Origin of the sequence: Vibrio comitans, from assembly GCA_024346835.1 — a bacterium.
Lineage (GTDB): Bacteria > Pseudomonadota > Gammaproteobacteria > Enterobacterales > Vibrionaceae > Vibrio > Vibrio comitans.
In genome coordinates, this window is the sequence record AP024866.1 from 405,419 (window position 1) to 421,866 (window position 16,448).

Below are 16,448 nucleotides of genomic sequence, written 5' to 3' on the forward strand. Positions count from 1 at the left end.
GAAGGTTAATTAAATTAGTGCTTTTTTTGAATGGTAGCGTGGTAGGCATGCCACGTACCATACCCAAGAATTGGCATCGTCACTATCATGCCAATCCCGTAAGTGGCAAAACCTATCAGAACGCCACCACATATCATTGCAGCCCAAACAAGCATTGGCCCCGGATTATTACGAACGGCGTTAAAGCTAGTAAATACAGCTGTCATAATATCAACTCTGCGCTCTAGCATGAGTGGCATTGAGAATACTGAAATACTAAATACAACGGATGCTAAGATGAACCCTGCAATGGAACCTGTGATGAGAAACGGAGCAAATTCAACGATGCTGGCACCTTCCACTGAAGGATAAAGCGCATGCAATAATGCCGCCACTCTCATCCAGAAGATCATTGCGACGACTAAAAGAACGGCGAAGCTCCATTGAGATGTTGAGTTTCTCCCAATAGCCTTCATTGAATGAAGTAAGCTCGGCTCTTTTCCTCGCTCTCTCGCCCAACTTGCGTCGTATAGGCCCAGAGCTAGGAAGGGACCGATTAGCATGTACACGATAAGTGCAGGGAGTATCACTAGGTGTGAATGGTTACCTTGCAAATAGATAAGCCCGACAATGCCAGCGGCAGCAGCGGCAAAGCAGACTCCGTAGAAAAGACTAATTAGCGGCGACTTAACCAGGTCATTAAGGCCTAGTGACAACCACTGGAAAGGGTCGCTAATGGTGATTTTGTTACATGGCAGTGTCTTTGCATAGTCACTGTCTTTGACTTTCGTCGTTTTCTGAAAGTCATCTTCATCGTATGTACGAGGCATGGTAATCCTCCTGATTCTGTCCCGTAATGTTTACCCTCGATGCTTAGAGCAGCGCATCTCTATTAGAAAGACCAAGGGAGTTTGCCTGTTATTAATACGACCCTCTTGCTAAAAAAGCTGATCTATTTAACAGTTTGTTAACTTTTATAACTATCGTCTTGGATGGGATGAATTACAAATTTTGTGCGGAAATTAATCAGAAGGAGGTAGATTTGAAGCAAAAAAAACCTCAGCACGATGGCTGAGGTCTTAGCAATATTTTTTACAAGCTTACTTGATGCCAGCAAAGTCTTTAAGGATTGCAGCTTTATCTGTTGCTTCCCATGGGAACTCTTCGCGACCGAAGTGGCCGTATGCAGCCGTTTGCTTGTAGATAGGCTGAAGTAGGTTCAGCATTTCTTGTAGACCGTATGGACGCAGGTCAAAGTTCTGACGTACTGCTTCGATGATGATGTCGTGAGAAACTTTCTCAGTACCAAATGTTTCAACCATGATAGATGTTGGATCAGCAACACCGATAGCGTAAGACAGCTGAATCTCACAACGGTCAGCCATACCCGCAGCAACGATGTTTTTCGCAACGTAGCGTGCTGCGTAAGCAGCTGAACGGTCAACTTTTGATGGATCTTTACCAGAGAATGCACCGCCACCGTGACGAGCTGCGCCGCCGTAGGTATCAACGATGATCTTACGACCTGTTAGACCACAGTCACCCATTGGGCCACCGATTACGAAACGACCTGTTGGGTTAATGAAGAAGTTAGTGTCTTTGTTGATCCACTCTGAAGGAAGTACTGGCTTAATGATTTCTTCCATTACCGCTTCACGTAGGTCAGGTGTGGTTACTGAATCACAGTGTTGAGTTGAAAGTACCACTGCATCAATACCAACAATCTTACCTTGGTCGTACTGGAACGTTACCTGAGATTTAGCATCTGGACGAAGGAAGTCTAACTTGCCACTTTTACGAACTTCAGCTTGCTTCTTAACAAGTAGGTGAGAGTAAGTAATTGGTGCTGGCATTAGGATTGGCGTTTCGTTAGTAGCGTAACCAAACATGATGCCTTGGTCGCCAGCGCCTTGATCTTTGGGGTCTGCTTTATCAACACCTTGGTTGATGTCTGGCGACTGCTTACCGATAGTGTTTAGTACAGCACAAGAATCTGCATCAAAACCCATGTCAGAGTGCACGTAGCCGATCTCACGTACTGTCTCACGTGTAATTTCTTCGATATCAACCCAAGCAGAGGTAGTGACTTCACCACCCACCATTACCATGCCTGTTTTCACGTAGGTTTCACAAGCAACGCGAGCTTTTGGGTCTTGCTCAAGAATTGCATCTAGAACCGCATCAGAGATTTGGTCTGCGATTTTATCTGGATGGCCTTCTGATACTGACTCAGAAGTAAACAGGTGCTTAGCCATGATGGGCTCCCTTATTTCTTAGTTAAGAAAAGACGCATCTTGGCGTCTTTTGAATCGTACTGTTTAGTAGGTGTTTCTACTTCTAGACGTCTATTCTAATTTTGAATGTGTGAAATACAAGCTTTTTTACGATTTAAGTGAGCCAAACGTTTGCGCTAGGTCACGTAAGTTTTTAATTAAAATAGTGAGATGTTAAACAAATTAATCTCTCATAGTTTGAATTTTGCTCGGGAAAGAGTTTGCAGTAATAGAGGTGCTTTGCGACAATAACGACGCCCAACACCCTCAGTTGGGATTCAGGACTTATTTTTAATAAATTGCTTATGCATTCAGGAGCAGACATGTCTTCTCGTAAAGATCTAGCCAATGCAATCCGTGCCCTTAGCATGGATGGTGTTCAACAAGCTAACTCTGGTCACCCAGGCGCACCTATGGGTATGGCTGACATCGCTGAAGTTCTTTGGCGTGGTCATTTGAACCATAACCCACAAAACCCAGAGTGGGCTGACCGCGACCGTTTTATTCTGTCAAATGGTCACGGCTCAATGCTGATCTACTCTCTGCTTCATTTGACGGGTTACGAGTTATCTATCGATGACCTTAAGAACTTCCGTCAGTTGCACTCTAAGACTCCAGGTCACCCAGAATATGGTTACGCACCTGGTATCGAGACCACTACTGGCCCTCTAGGTCAAGGCATCACCAACGCTGTTGGTATGGCGATGGCTGAAAAAGCTCTTGCAGCGCAGTTCAACAAAGAAGGTCACGACATCGTTGACCACTACACCTATGCATTCATGGGTGATGGCTGTCTAATGGAAGGTATCTCGCACGAGGCATGTTCTCTTGCTGGTACTCTTGGTCTTGGTAAGCTTGTGGCTTTCTGGGATGACAACGGCATCTCTATCGATGGTGAAGTTGAAGGCTGGTTCTCTGACGATACACCTAAGCGTTTTGAAGCATACGGTTGGCACGTAATTCCAGCGGTAGACGGTCATGATGCAGAAGCAATTAACGCGGCTATCCTAGCTGCAAAAGCTGACCCTCGCCCAACACTTATCTGTACTAAGACAGTGATTGGTTTTGGCTCTCCAAACAAAGCGGGTACACACGACTGTCACGGCGCACCACTTGGCCAAGACGAAATCGTTGCGACTAAGGCAGCCCTTGGCTGGGAGCACGGTCCATTTGAAGTTCCTGCTGACATCTATGCACAGTGGGACGCAAAAGAGTCTGGTGCTGAGAAAGAAGCAGCTTGGAACGCAAAATTTGAAGCTTACGCGGCTGCATACCCTGCAGAAGCAGCTGAGCTTAAGCGTCGTATCAACGGCGAGCTTCCTGCACAGTGGGAAGAGAAAGCAAACGAAATCATTGCTGATCTTCAAGCAAACCCAGCAAACATTGCATCACGTAAAGCATCTCAAAACGCACTAGAAGCGTTTGGTCAAATGCTTCCTGAATTCATGGGTGGCTCTGCTGACCTTGCGCCTTCTAACCTAACTATGTGGTCTGGTTCTAAGTCTCTTGAAGCGAATGACTTCTCAGGTAACTACATTCACTATGGTGTACGTGAGTTCGGCATGACGGCTATCATGAACGGTATTGCTCTGCACGGCGGTTTCGTACCGTACGGCGCAACTTTCCTAATGTTCATGGAATACGCGCGTAACGCAATGCGTATGGCTGCTCTGATGAAGGTTCAGAACATCCAAGTTTACACGCATGACTCTATCGGTCTAGGTGAAGATGGTCCAACTCACCAACCTGTTGAGCAAATGGCTTCTCTACGTCTAACTCCAAACATGAGCACATGGCGCCCATGTGACCAAGTTGAGTCTGCAGTAGCATGGAAACTGGCTATTGAGCGAAAAGACGCGCCTACAGCGCTTATCTTCTCTCGCCAAAACCTAGCACAGCAAGAGCGTGACGCTTCTCAAGTAGCTGACATCGCTAAGGGTGCTTACATCCTTAAAGATTGTGCTGGCACTCCAGAGCTGATCATCATTGCAACAGGTTCTGAAGTAGAACTAGCGGTTGCAGCGCAAGCTGAGCTAACTGCAGCAGGCAAAGCGGTACGCGTTGTATCTATGCCTTCTACTGATGCGTTCGACAAGCAAGATGAAGCTTACCGTGAGTCAGTACTACCATCATCAGTAACTAAGCGTATCGCTGTAGAAGCTGGCATCGCTGATTTCTGGTACAAGTACGTTGGCTTCGGTGGCAAGATCATCGGCATGACAACCTTCGGCGAATCTGCTCCAGCAGGCGAACTATTCAAGATGTTTGGCTTCACTACTGAAAACGTAGTGAACACAGCGAAAGAGCTTCTAGCTTAATCGCTTAAGAATATCTAAGAAGACAAAAACCAGCAGTTTTACTGCTGGTTTTATTATTTGAATGATTATTTAATTAAACGCATTTTATGAGGCATCTTTAAAGTATGGTGTTCTTAGATAAGTAACTATCTTACGTTCTTTTCGACCACGACTTACGTTGTCTAGTATAAGCCCACTAAATAGTGCTATCACCGCTATCAGAGCGATTGAACTAGCTAGAATAGCTGTTGGAAAACGCTCCACAAGCCCACTATCAAAGAAATCGATGATGACTGGTATACCTAAAGATAGTGAAAGAGTAAGCAGAGCTAATGCAATACTACTAAAAAACAATAAAGGCCTTACATCTCTGAGTAGGAAAATAATAAAATTGAGAATTTTAAATCCGTCTCTATATGTTTTTAGTTTGCTTTCTGTGCCCTCTGGTCGAGGCACGTACTTCGTTGGAACTTCTTTTATGGGGATCTTGTGTTGCAAAGAGTGTACTGTGAGTTCAGTTTCAACTTGAAAACCATCGCTGAACAAAGGTATTGATTTAACAAATCTATTGCTCATTATTCTATAACCAGAAAAAACATCCTCTAGGTTAGAATTGAAAGCTTTGTTTATTAGATTAGAAAATAGTTTGTTTCCTATTACATGTCCTTTAGGGTAAGAGCTTAATTCTCGAGAGCGTGTGCCTATGAGCATATCGAGATTTTCATCTATCAACTGAGATATCAGTTTAGGGCAAATCGAAGCATCGTATGTATTGTCTCCATCTGACATCACATATATATCAGCTTGAATATCTGCGAACATTCGCCGAACTACTTCTCCTTTGCCTTGTCGATGCTCATACCGAACAATAGCACCAGCTTCTCTTGCTTCCTCCACTGTGTTATCTGTAGAGTTGTTGTCATAAACGTAAACCGTTGCATTAGGTAGTGACTTTTTGAATGCCGTAACTGTATTACCTATTGCTCCTTGCTCGTTGTGACTGGGCAGTAGTACAGCAATATCAATATTTTTCATTATAGTCCTTTAAATATAAAAATTCGATATCCATCAGATTGGTTTTTATTTAATAACTCTAGCCAATCAGGTTGGGAATTATATGTTAGTCTGTTTATTAATGATTTTTCATTTGATGATTTTATAATGTACTCAAGTTGATTGTCATTATTGATTATAATGTAATTTATGTTGTTTTTTTTAAGTGTTCTCTTTATAAAGTCATCATCTGTGCTTTGAAAGGTCGCAATTGCTAGTATATTGCCATTAATATTTCTATGATATGGTGCGGCAATTATTGAATTGTCTGACTTAGCTAGTATTTTTGCACCTGTCGTTATCCCTGATAATATTTTCTCTTCGTAAATATCATGCTCTTTAAGTAACTCCCCAAGTTTGGTTACTTCAGGGGGAAAGTTTGAAGTGTTTTTACTGGGAATTGGGTTGACTATTACCAACCCAATTAGGATGATGATAGGGATACCAGAGATTAGAAATATTGATTTCGTTAATTCATATTTCATACTCTTTGTGATTTCAATTAATACATACGCTTGTAGGGGCGCACTAAGGATAAAACAGAGGTTTGCAGCTCTTATTTGCCAGAAGAATGCAACTGCAACATGCAACAATAAAATTCCGTATAGAATGTTTAATTGTGGATTTTTCTTACGTATAAAAGGGTATGCTAAAGCTGGAATGAAGGTTAAAAAGTAATTATCCGAAGAGAAAACCCCGTTTTTTTCTATTAGTGAATACATCGATTGCGCTTCCGTAACTTTGTCCAACCAAAACTCGCGTAATATTGGAGGGTAGTCAGCATATGCCCCCTTTAAAAGGGAAGGATACAGGATTAAAATTGGGGCGAAAATCATGAGACTAAGAACCGTCCCTAAAATGAGACGATTCAAATTACGAGTGGATTGGGAAGTAAAAATGACGGACAGTTTTAAAAAGATTGCCCCGCCAAGAAAGCAGATAGAAAAAGGAAAAGACAATGCATCGTATCGCTCTATGAAAAACTCCCAAATAGGCCTATTGAGAAGTGACATAACTGACGAAGCGAAGAATGTCGCTAAACACATGTTTGAAAAGTAATTTAGCCACAGAGTATTGGTGAAATAATAATAGATACTATAGCAAGCCAAATAGAATACGAAGAATACAAAATTATCTAACCCAATCCAAAGTGATGTCGATATGAGTAGTGCCTGAATTAGAAAACGCCAACTTTCTCTCAGGTGTACTTTGGTAATAGGGGTTAGAAGTAGAAAAACTGCAACAATGATGAGTTGCAAATTATGGTGGTCGATTGAACCTGGGCTAAATTTAAGTATGGCAGGAGACCCAAGGGCAAAAATCATTCCAATAAACCTGTATCGTTCTCCTAAATATTGGTCCGTAAATGCAAATAGTGCCAAAGCAAAACAAAGCATATAAAAAAGTGGAACGATACCAATGGCAACTAGTGATGCGGTATTGATACCTAAAATAGGTGATATAGCTAATGTAGTACCAGCTAGCAATAGGTCTGGAACGCGTGACCAATGCATGATGACGCCATCATCAGGATTGAACTGCGGCATTGGTTCTAGATACCAATTGCCATTCTTTATCCAGTCCATAAATTGGACATAACGCATATAGTCATCGTTATCTCTTAGTTCAAGATTTGAAATACTATCCCAACTCTTTGTAAACATTACTGTAGCAACGATAAACCAACAATAGACAATAAAAAGAAGATCCTTTCTATTGCTATAAACCCAATCCTTGAGCATCTAAACCAATCCTATTTCCTCTAGTTTCTAGAGGATGCAAGACTATCTGTTTGTATTCAAGCCAAAGAGTAAGATAAGCACTAGTAAATTCACTTATGTATATAAATATGTGATCTGATAAACTCTCGCACCATTACTATAATAGTAGGCCTTGGTGGGAGTGCAGGTATGCTAAGAGTCGCAATAAATGGATTTGGTCGTATCGGACGTAATGTGTTGCGTGCGGTTTATGAGAGCGGTAAGCAAGACTTAATAAAGGTGGTGGCGGTTAATGAACTGGCACAACCGGATGCTATGGCGCATCTTCTCCAATATGACACTAGTCATGGACGTTTTCATCACAAGGTTAGCCACACTCAAGAGTATCTGAATATCCATCATATCGATGGTAGCAAAGATGAGATTCGTATCTTGCACCTTGCTGAGCTGGATTTGCTTCCTTGGCGTGATCTTGATGTTGATATCGTGCTCGATTGTACTGGGGTTTACGGTACTCAAGCGGATGGTCAGCAGCATATTTTAGCTGGGGCTGATAAGGTGCTTTTCTCTCACCCAGGATCCCAGGATCTCGATAATACCATCATCTACGGCATTAATCACGACACTCTTAAACCTGAGCACAAAGTCGTGTCTAATGGTTCGTGTACGACAAACTGTATTGTTCCAATTATCAAGGTGCTAGATGATGCTTATGGTATTCAGCGAGGCACAATTACCACCATTCATTCATCGATGAATGATCAGCAGGTCATTGACGCTTATCACCCTGATTTGCGACGAACACGCAGTGCCAGTCAATCGATTATTCCGGTGGATACTAAGCTTCATAAAGGGATTGAAAGAATATTTCCGAAATTTGAAAACAAGTTTGAGGCGATATCTGTGCGTGTGCCCACAGTAAATGTTACTGCGATGGATCTGAGTGTAACTTTAGATACGAATGTGAAAGTTAATGACGTAAATCAAACCATCTTGCAGGCATCTCAGTGTACATTACAGTCAATCGTTGACTATACTGAAGCGCCGCTTGTTTCTATAGATTTTAACCATGACTCCCATAGTGCGATTGTCGATGGTTCCCAGACCCGTGTCAGTGATGGCCAACTAGTGAAGATGCTGGTGTGGTGCGATAATGAATGGGGCTTTGCAAATAGGATGCTAGATACGGCCTTAGCGATGCATGCGTCACATTAATTACATCGCGTGAAATAAATCCGTAGCTTTTTTGTTCTAGCTCTTGAACTATTAGATAAACGGCCCAATGTAAGCTTACATTAGATGGATTTCGAACACTTGTGCTGGCGACTGCGCCGAGACGAGTGGACAGTTTTTATATTTAAACTTTAGAGGACTAACAATGTCTGTAATCAAGATGACTGACCTGGAACTAGCAGGTAAACGCGTATTTATCCGTGCTGACCTAAACGTTCCTGTAAAAGACGGTAAAGTAACTTCTGATGCTCGTATCCTTGCATCTCTTCCTACTATCAAGCGTTGCCTAGAAGCTGGCGCTAAAGTAATGGTTACTTCTCACCTAGGTCGTCCAACTGAAGGCGAGTACGCTGAAGAGTTCTCACTACAGCCAGTAGTAAACTACCTAAACGACGCACTAGATTGCGAAGTTAAACTAGCGAAAGACTACCTAGAAGGTCTTGAACTGAACGCTGGTGAGCTAGTTGTTCTTGAGAACGTTCGTTTCAACAAAGGCGAGAAGAAAAACGAAGAAGAGCTATCTAAGAAATACGCTGCTCTTTGTGACATCTTTGTTATGGATGCATTTGGTACAGCTCACCGCGCTCAAGCGTCTACTCACGGTGTTGGCACTTACGCTCCTGTTGCTTGTGCTGGTCCTCTTCTTGCTGCTGAGCTAGAAGCTCTAGGCAAAGCAATGGATAACCCAGAGCGTCCACTAGTTGCAATCGTAGGTGGTTCTAAGGTTTCTACTAAGCTGACTGTTCTTGAGTCTCTATCTAAAGTTGCTGACCAACTAGTTGTGGGTGGTGGTATTGCTAACACATTTATCGCTGCAGAAGGCCACAACGTAGGTAAGTCTCTTTACGAAGCAGACCTAGTTGATACTGCGAAGAAACTAATGAAAGAGTGTGCAATTCCAGTTGCTACTGACGTTGCATGTGCAAAAGCATTTGACGAGAACGCTGAAGCAGAAATCAAAAACGTTGCAGACGTTGCTGATGACGACATGATCTTCGACCTAGGTCCAGATTCAACTGCAGTACTTGCTGACATCATTGCTAACGCAAAAACTATCCTTTGGAACGGCCCTGTAGGCGTATTCGAATTTAAGAACTTCGAAGCGGGTACAGCTGGTATTTCTAAAGCAATCGCTGAGTCTGCAGGTTTCTCTGTAGCAGGTGGCGGTGACACATTAGCAGCTATCGACAAGTTCGGTATCAAGGCTGATGTATCTTACATCTCAACAGGTGGCGGTGCTTTCCTTGAGTTTGTAGAAGGTAAAGTTCTTCCAGCAGTTGCTATGCTAGAAGAGCGCGCAAAAGCGTAATTTTTTAAGGCGAGGACTTTGTTCTCGCCTTTTTATTAATTTTGCTACAATGCTTTGCGTTGTTAGCAAGGTTTTTTAATCTTTGCAAAAGTGCAATTTAATACTAAACGACAGAAAATAGGACTTATTCCATGTCTAAGATCTTCGATTTTGTAAAACCAGGTGTTATCTCTGGCGACGACGTACAAAAAGTTTTTGAAGTAGCAAAAGAAAACAAATTTGCTCTTCCTGCTGTAAACGTTGTAAACACAGACTCTGTAAATGGTGTACTAGAAGCTGCAGCTAAAGTTAAAGCTCCAGTAGTTGTTCAGTTCTCTAACGGCGGTGCTGGTTTCTTCGCTGGTAAAGGCGTGAAACTAGAAGGTCAAGGTGCTCAAATCCTTGGTGCTGTTGCAGGTGCTAAATACGTTCACGCTGTAGCTGAATCTTACGGTGTGCCAGTTATTCTTCACACTGACCACGCAGCTAAGAAACTTCTTCCTTGGATTGACGGTCTACTAGACGCTGGTGAAGAGTTCTTCGCTCAAACTGGTAAGCCTCTATTCTCTTCTCACATGATTGACCTTTCTGAAGAGTCTCTAGAAGAGAACATCGAAATCTGTGCTAAGTACCTAGAGCGTATGGCTAAACTAGGCATGACTCTAGAAATCGAACTAGGTTGTACAGGCGGCGAAGAAGACGGCGTAGATAACTCTGACATGGACGCATCTGAGCTTTACACTTCTCCAGAAGACGTTGCTTACGCATACGAGAAACTAAGCGCAATCAGCCCTCGTTTCACTATCGCAGCATCTTTCGGTAACGTACACGGTGTTTACCAAGCAGGTAACGTAGTTCTTACTCCAACTATCCTACGTGACTCTCAAGCATACTGTGCAGAGAAGTTCGGTATCGCACCTAATGCTCTAAACTTCGTATTCCACGGTGGTTCTGGTTCTTCTGAAGCTGAAATCAAAGAGTCTATCGGCTACGGTGTTATCAAAATGAATATCGATACTGATACTCAGTGGGCTACTTGGGACGGCATCCGTAACTACGAAGCTGATAACCGTGATTACCTACAAGGTCAAATCGGTAACCCTAAAGGTGAAGACCAACCAAACAAGAAGTACTACGATCCACGCGTATGGCTACGTGCTGGTCAAACTTCAATGGTTGCTCGTCTTGAGAAAGCATTTGCTGACCTTAACGCGGTTGACGTACTGTAATAAGTTTGCAACTTATTAATTAATTTAGAAAAACCCGCTTTTATAGCGGGTTTTTTTTGTCTTCTGTACTATAGTTTTCTAGTGTTATTCTTAAAGTCTGCAGGAAGCTGCGTTTTCACAGAAACTTGACTTAAAATGCACATATGAAAGTATGATGCCGTCGCATTTCAGTTGTAACACTTTATTACGGAAGAGAAACTTACAATGTCACAAGAAACCCCTGAAGTACCAGAAGTCCCAAGCGTAGATGCCATTCATGAAGGGATGCAAGACGCCCATATGTGGCTAACCGATAACTCTGATTTATTGATTGGTTATGCTGTAAATATCATCACCGCTGTATTGATACTATTTATTGGTAACATCATTACTAAGATGGTAGCCAACAGCGTCTCTAAAATGCTCGAAAAACGCCGCATGGACAAAGCGGTTGTTGATTTTGTTCATGCTTTAGTTCGTTACCTATTATTCGTTATTGTCTTGATTGCTGCACTTGGACGCTTAGGGGTTCAAACGGCATCTGTGGTTGCTGTAATTGGTGCTGCAGGTTTAGCGGTTGGTCTAGCGCTGCAAGGCTCACTTTCAAACTTCGCTGCGGGTGTTCTTATTGTTGCATTCCGCCCATTCAAATCAGGCGATTACGTTGAGATTGGTGGTGTTGCAGGCTCTGTTGAATCTATCCAAATCTTCCAAACGGTTTTGACTACACCTGATAATAAAATGGTAGTTGTACCAAATGGTGGTGTAATCGGCAGCCCTATTACCAACTATTCAAGGCATGCTACGCGACGTGTCGACCATGTTATTGGTGTTTCTTATGGTGCAGATCTTAAGAAGACAGAGCAGGTTATTCGTCAAACGCTTGAAGCAGATGATCGTCTACTAAAAGACAAAGGCATTCAAATTGGTGTATTAGCGCTCGCTGATTCATCAGTAAACTTTGTTGTTCGCCCTTGGTGCCGTACTGAAGAGTACTGGGATGTGTACTTCGATACTCTTCAGGCAATTAAGATTGCCCTTGATGAAAATGGTATCGAGATCCCATTCCCTCAAATGGATGTGCATCTCAATAAAGTTGAGTCTTAATCGACATCGATAGTTTATATAGCGCGCCTTATGGCGCGCTTTTTCGTTTATTGGGATGTGCAACCTTCTGCGTTTTGAGTAGTCAAAAAAGAAACAGTAAATGGAGAGTAATATGAAAATGGTCAAGTTGATGTTCGGCGCGCTTTTATCGATATGGGTGGTCAGTGCACAGGCGCAGTCGTTCGACTTTCCACACTTAAGCACGACGGGTTATGGAGAAGTCCTAGCTGAGCCAGATATGGCGGAATTTTCTGTGCAGGTAGTGGCAGTCAAAGATACAGCAGAGGAAGCCAAATCAGAGGTTGATTCAGTAGTTGATAAGTTCCTAGCCAGCTTACAAAAAGCAGGGCTCTCTAGAGAAGATATTCAAAGTGGCAACATCCAACTCATGCCCCAAATGCATTACCCTAAAAACGCCAAACCAGAGCAAAAAGGTTATCGAGCTTCTAGGCAGGTGAGGGTGACCGTTAATGAGTTACCATCTTTACCCAAGCTACTTGATGTAGCACTTGAGTCCGGCATCAATCGTATAGACCAAGTACAACTGAGCGTAAAAGATCCCTCTAAGTATCAAGCTATTGCACGCAGTGAGGCGATTAAAGATGCACAAGCCAAAGCCAAGTCAGTCGCTGAAGGCTTCGAGAAGGCCATAGATGGTGTGTGGCAGGTTAATTATCAATCCCCACAAGTGAGACCTATGCTGTCTAAAAGCATGGCTATGGATGCGTCAGAGCGTTCAAATAGCTATCAAGATGCCACCATAGTGATCAAAGATAGAGTGCAGGTTGTTTACAAGCTTAAGTAACACCCTCCAGATATAAGAAAGCCCCTGTAATGGTATTCGTTACAGGGGCTTTTTATTTTTATTCTTAATGGCTAATTAGTGAAGTAGGCGCGCGCGGATAGTACCGTCGATCTCTTTCAGTTTTGCCAATGCTTCTTCTGAACGTTCAGCTTCAACATCGATGACCACATAACCAAGATCTCCGTTCGTTTGTAAGTACTGACCTGCGATGTTAATGCCAGCGCTCGCAAAGATGGTGTTGATTTGTGTTAGTACACCTGGACGGTTTTCGTGAATATGAAGTAAGCGAGAAGCACTTTGATGTTGTGGCAAAGATACCTCAGGGAAGTTTACACTTGAAAGCGTTGAACCGTTGTCTGAGTATTTCGCCAGCTTTCCAGCAACTTCAACGCCGATATTCTCTTGAGCTTCTTGTGTAGAACCACCCACGTGTGGAGTCAAAATCACGTTATCAAATTGCATCAGTGGAGATTCAAATGGGTCAGCGTTGGTCTTTGGCTCTACAGGGAACACATCCACAGCAGCGCCGCCAAGGTGGCCAGAATCTAGAGAGGAGCATAATGCAGGGATATCAACCACTGTTCCTCGCGCCGCATTGATAAAGATAGCGCCAGGCTTCATGAGAGCAAACTCATCAGCACCCATCATATCTTTTGTTCCTGGAGTTTCAGGTACGTGCAGACTGATAACATCACACTTATTAAGCAATTCAGCCATGGTTTGTACTTGGGTCGCGTTACCCAGAGAAAGCTTATTCTCAATATCATAGAAGTAGACTCGCATGCCAAGGTTCTCTGCGATAATACCTAGCTGGGTACCAATATGACCGTAACCTATGATACCCAAACGCTTTCCGCGAGCCTCGTAAGAGTTATCGGCACTTTTCTTCCAAATACCACGATGAGCAAGTGCGTTCTTTTCAGGAATGCCGCGCATCAGCAATAAGATTTGTCCGAGAACGAGTTCCGCAACACTACGGGTGTTTGAGAAAGGAGCATTGAATACAGGTACGCCTTTAGCAGCTGCGGCATTTAGGTCGACTTGGTTTGTACCAATACAGAAACAACCGATAGCAACCAATTTGTTTGCAGCAGCCAGTACGCGCTCATTCAGGTTGGTGCGAGAGCGAATGCCAATGAAATGCACATCCTTAATCGCTTCGATTAGTTCTTCTTCTGAGATTGAGCCTTTATGGTATTCGATGTTGGAGTAACCTGCCGCCTCTAACACTTCAACAGACGAAGGGTGAAGGCCTTCTAGAAGCAAGATTTTTATCTTATCTTTGTGTAAAGAGACTCTGGTCATAATGGTTATTCCTTAACATATGGGTAAATTAATTTCGAAAAGCAAACGTTTTCTAAAAGTGAACTATCCCTAAATTATCAAAAAAAGAACAATTTGGGTAAGAAAATTACAATAAAAAAAAAGCAGAAGCTCTTTTGAGCCTCTGCTTTTTTATTTGAATAGTAAAATCAGATAGTTAGCTTTGCTTTAATAGCTAAAAACTATATCTTATTCTTCAATTTTCGCGCCTTCTGGCGTACCTGTAATAACAACATCAGCACCGCGGTGGGCAAATAGGCCTACGGTCACTACGCCAGGTAGAGCATTAACCTGATCTTCAAGCTGTTTAGGGTTGGTGATCTTCATGTTGTACACATCAAGGATCACGTTGCCGTTGTCGGTGACGCAGTCTTCACGATAAACAGGGTCGCCGCCTAGTTTAACTAGTTCACGTGCTACGTAAGAGCGAGCCATAGGGATAACTTCGATCGGAAGAGGAAACTCACCCAGTACATCAACGGCTTTAGTGCCATCAACGATACAAACAAATTTCTCAGAGATAGCAGCAACGATTTTTTCGCGAGTCAGTGCGGCACCGCCACCCTTTATCATCTCTTTATCCGCATTGATTTCGTCAGCGCCATCAACATAGACACTTAACGAGGCAACATCATTGCAATCGAATATTTTGATGCCCAGCTTTTCAAGTCTCTCTGTTGATGCAACAGAACTTGATACTGCCCCTTTAATTTTATCGCTCATGGTACCCAAAGCATCGATAAAGTGGTTTACGGTAGAGCCCGTACCAACACCAACAATAGTGTCTGGTTCAACGTAATTAAGCGCTGCCCAACCAGCTTCTTTTTTCATTTCATCTTGGGTCATTCTGATTCTCCAGATAAGAGGTAAAGGGGGTCGACGCGATTATATACTCATTGTTTGAATATTTGAATCAACAAGGGTGATTACCAACTCCAGGTTTTACTTGGGGTTATGATTTTATCTAATGGCACATCCCAGTCCTTGCTCGGTAACTTATCGAGCTGCTGGCAATCATGTGCGATACCAATGGGCTTTGGAGTGGGATTATCAATAAAGGGAGTTAGAGTGCGGTCATAATATCCGCCGCCCATTCCTAGTCTGTGTCCGCGAGTATCAAAGGCCACTAAAGGCGTAAAGATAATATCCAAGTTAGCGACCGGTACGATTTCTGTCACCGATAATTTTGGTTCGAGGATTCCATATTTGTTGGGAGTGAGTTCAGTGCCTGCTGTGAATCTAAGAAACAGTAGTTGCCCCTTAGAAAAGGGATGAAGCACAGGGATGCAGGTGTTGATGTTATTCTCCCAGCACCATTGTATGGCTAGGCTTGGATCAATTTCGCCATCATTAGCGAGATACAAGGCTACATTTTTAGCGCTATTAAGTTCAGGTAGCTGACGAAGCTGAGCAACCAATTGAGAGGATGCAGACTGCTGTTCTGATTCAGAGAGTGCCACACGAAGCGTGCGGATGTGTTTGCGAATGTCACTGCGAGTAGAGAGTGATTGCATGAGGGACCCCAGAGTGCCGTTGCGGATTTTGGCCCTTGAACCAGCTGGTTCAAGGCGGATCAGCAATGAGGACCGTAGGCTTCTCGATACGAGTCGAGCTTGCTCAATAGCCATCAAGTACTAACCCTTAAGGATTGCTTATCGGCTCAGGGACATAAATCCAGCTGACGCACACCCCAGGGTAATTTTAATTCTGCCGTCCACTTGGCTATGTATTGTTACTCTTTAGTGAGAGCTTTGTCTAGCTTGCCATCGAGTAGCTCTAAGCGTTGCTCGATATCATGCTGAATTTCAGAAGAAACTTCTTTTTCTAGTAACTCGTAGCAAACGTTAAGTGCTGCGATAGTTAGAAGTTTTTCGGTATTAGCGACTTTAGTCTTCTCAGCCATATCCTTGATACGCTGATCAAGGTTCTGGGCTGCTTGACGTAAAGCATCCTCTTTGCCCGCTGGACAATTAACGCGAGTAATCTTACCTAAAATTTCGACTTCAACTGCTTGATTGCTCATGCTCGACAACTCGTTACCGCTCCCAAAAAGCCTAGTGCGTCCTGTGCACCTTTAGGCAAGAAACTATAGAAAAACCCCCACTAAGATTCAAGCTTTTCCGCTCATGTACGAGAGATAGAGTGTTCAACTAGCTAGAAA

At 43.1% G+C, this 16,448-nt stretch carries 14 protein-coding genes and 1 other RNA gene; 6 read left to right on the forward strand and 9 right to left on the reverse strand.

Features of this window, described 5'->3' with window-relative positions; translation table 11 throughout:
• Positions 1-14: 14 nt before the first annotated feature.
• Complete coding sequence (locus OCU46_RS01975; RefSeq protein ID WP_141273179.1) at positions 15-809, reverse strand: DUF2189 domain-containing protein; 795 nt, start codon at positions 807-809, stop codon at positions 15-17.
• Between the two features lie 270 nt (positions 810-1,079).
• Entirely contained in the window at positions 1,080-2,234 is a 1,155-nt protein-coding gene (gene metK, locus OCU46_RS01980; protein WP_141273181.1) for a methionine adenosyltransferase, read from the reverse strand.
• Positions 2,235-2,575: 341 nt separating this feature from the next.
• Here metK and tkt point away from each other — a divergent pair, with 341 nt between their 5' ends.
• The gene (tkt, locus tag OCU46_RS01985) at positions 2,576-4,570 is read left to right on the forward strand and encodes a transketolase (protein ID WP_141273183.1); all 1,995 of its coding nucleotides are present in this window, start codon (positions 2,576-2,578) and stop codon (positions 4,568-4,570) included.
• Between the two features lie 84 nt (positions 4,571-4,654).
• On the opposite strand, the gene OCU46_RS01990 is transcribed toward tkt, so the two are convergent.
• Complete coding sequence (locus OCU46_RS01990; protein ID WP_141273185.1) at positions 4,655-5,584, reverse strand: glycosyltransferase family 2 protein; 930 nt, start codon at positions 5,582-5,584, stop codon at positions 4,655-4,657.
• A complete protein-coding gene (locus OCU46_RS01995; RefSeq protein WP_141273187.1) occupies positions 5,584-7,344 on the reverse strand; it encodes a hypothetical protein in 1,761 nt (586 codons plus the stop codon). Before OCU46_RS01995 ends, OCU46_RS01990 begins: the two co-directional genes overlap by 1 nt.
• Before the next feature lie 168 nt (positions 7,345-7,512).
• Between OCU46_RS01995 and epd the strand changes: the two genes are divergently transcribed.
• The 5 genes from epd (at position 7,513) to OCU46_RS02020 (ending at position 12,964) form a co-directional block, all read left to right on the forward strand.
• Positions 7,513-8,538 (forward strand): erythrose-4-phosphate dehydrogenase, encoded by a 1,026-nt coding sequence (epd, locus tag OCU46_RS02000; protein ID WP_141273189.1) that lies wholly within the window; start codon positions 7,513-7,515, stop codon positions 8,536-8,538.
• A gap of 163 nt (positions 8,539-8,701) precedes the next feature.
• Positions 8,702-9,865, forward strand: a complete 1,164-nt coding sequence (locus OCU46_RS02005) for a phosphoglycerate kinase (protein ID WP_141273191.1) — start codon at positions 8,702-8,704, stop codon at positions 9,863-9,865.
• A 131-nt stretch (positions 9,866-9,996) separates the two neighbouring features.
• A complete protein-coding gene (gene fbaA / locus OCU46_RS02010) occupies positions 9,997-11,073 on the forward strand; it encodes a class II fructose-bisphosphate aldolase (RefSeq protein ID WP_141273193.1) in 1,077 nt (358 codons plus the stop codon).
• Between the two features lie 204 nt (positions 11,074-11,277).
• Entirely contained in the window at positions 11,278-12,159 is an 882-nt protein-coding gene (mscS, locus tag OCU46_RS02015; RefSeq protein WP_167495438.1) for a small-conductance mechanosensitive channel MscS, read from the forward strand.
• A gap of 112 nt (positions 12,160-12,271) precedes the next feature.
• Entirely contained in the window at positions 12,272-12,964 is a 693-nt protein-coding gene (locus tag OCU46_RS02020) for an oxidative stress defense protein (protein ID WP_141273195.1), read from the forward strand.
• Positions 12,965-13,039: 75 nt separating this feature from the next.
• On the opposite strand, the gene serA is transcribed toward OCU46_RS02020, so the two are convergent.
• The 5 genes from serA to zapA form a co-directional block, all read right to left on the reverse strand.
• Entirely contained in the window at positions 13,040-14,269 is a 1,230-nt protein-coding gene (gene serA / locus OCU46_RS02025; protein WP_141273196.1) for a phosphoglycerate dehydrogenase, read from the reverse strand.
• A gap of 207 nt (positions 14,270-14,476) precedes the next feature.
• Positions 14,477-15,133 carry a ribose-5-phosphate isomerase RpiA gene (rpiA, locus tag OCU46_RS02030; protein WP_141273198.1) on the reverse strand — a complete coding sequence of 219 codons (657 nt, stop codon included), beginning with the start codon at positions 15,131-15,133 and terminating at the stop codon, positions 14,477-14,479.
• Between the two features lie 80 nt (positions 15,134-15,213).
• Positions 15,214-15,801, reverse strand: coding sequence for a 5-formyltetrahydrofolate cyclo-ligase (locus tag OCU46_RS02035; RefSeq protein WP_141273200.1), 588 nt, complete (start codon positions 15,799-15,801; stop codon positions 15,214-15,216).
• Position 15,802: 1 nt separating this feature from the next.
• Positions 15,803-15,987, reverse strand: a non-coding RNA gene (gene ssrS / locus OCU46_RS02040) — 6S RNA.
• A 32-nt stretch (positions 15,988-16,019) separates the two neighbouring features.
• A complete protein-coding gene (gene zapA, locus OCU46_RS02045) occupies positions 16,020-16,310 on the reverse strand; it encodes a cell division protein ZapA (protein ID WP_141273202.1) in 291 nt (96 codons plus the stop codon).
• Between the last annotated feature and the right edge of the window lie 138 nt (positions 16,311-16,448).

Bases quoted from the DNA above. Each gene is read 5' to 3' on its own strand.
- OCU46_RS01975 (WP_141273179.1), bottom strand. From the start codon at position 809: ATGCCTCGTACATACGATGAAGATGACTTTCAGAAAACGACGAAAGTC.
- metK (WP_141273181.1), bottom strand. From the start codon at position 2,234: ATGGCTAAGCACCTGTTTACTTCTGAGTCAGTATCAGAAGGCCATCCA.
- tkt (WP_141273183.1), top strand. From the start codon at position 2,576: ATGTCTTCTCGTAAAGATCTAGCCAATGCAATCCGTGCCCTTAGCATG.
- OCU46_RS01990 (WP_141273185.1), bottom strand. From the start codon at position 5,584: ATGAAAAATATTGATATTGCTGTACTACTGCCCAGTCACAACGAGCAA.
- OCU46_RS01995 (WP_141273187.1), bottom strand. From the start codon at position 7,344: ATGCTCAAGGATTGGGTTTATAGCAATAGAAAGGATCTTCTTTTTATT.
- epd (WP_141273189.1), top strand. From the start codon at position 7,513: ATGCTAAGAGTCGCAATAAATGGATTTGGTCGTATCGGACGTAATGTG.
- OCU46_RS02005 (WP_141273191.1), top strand. From the start codon at position 8,702: ATGTCTGTAATCAAGATGACTGACCTGGAACTAGCAGGTAAACGCGTA.
- fbaA (WP_141273193.1), top strand. From the start codon at position 9,997: ATGTCTAAGATCTTCGATTTTGTAAAACCAGGTGTTATCTCTGGCGAC.
- mscS (WP_167495438.1), top strand. From the start codon at position 11,278: ATGTCACAAGAAACCCCTGAAGTACCAGAAGTCCCAAGCGTAGATGCC.
- OCU46_RS02020 (WP_141273195.1), top strand. From the start codon at position 12,272: ATGAAAATGGTCAAGTTGATGTTCGGCGCGCTTTTATCGATATGGGTG.
- serA (WP_141273196.1), bottom strand. From the start codon at position 14,269: ATGACCAGAGTCTCTTTACACAAAGATAAGATAAAAATCTTGCTTCTA.
- rpiA (WP_141273198.1), bottom strand. From the start codon at position 15,133: ATGACCCAAGATGAAATGAAAAAAGAAGCTGGTTGGGCAGCGCTTAAT.
- OCU46_RS02035 (WP_141273200.1), bottom strand. From the start codon at position 15,801: ATGCAATCACTCTCTACTCGCAGTGACATTCGCAAACACATCCGCACG.
- zapA (WP_141273202.1), bottom strand. From the start codon at position 16,310: ATGAGCAATCAAGCAGTTGAAGTCGAAATTTTAGGTAAGATTACTCGC.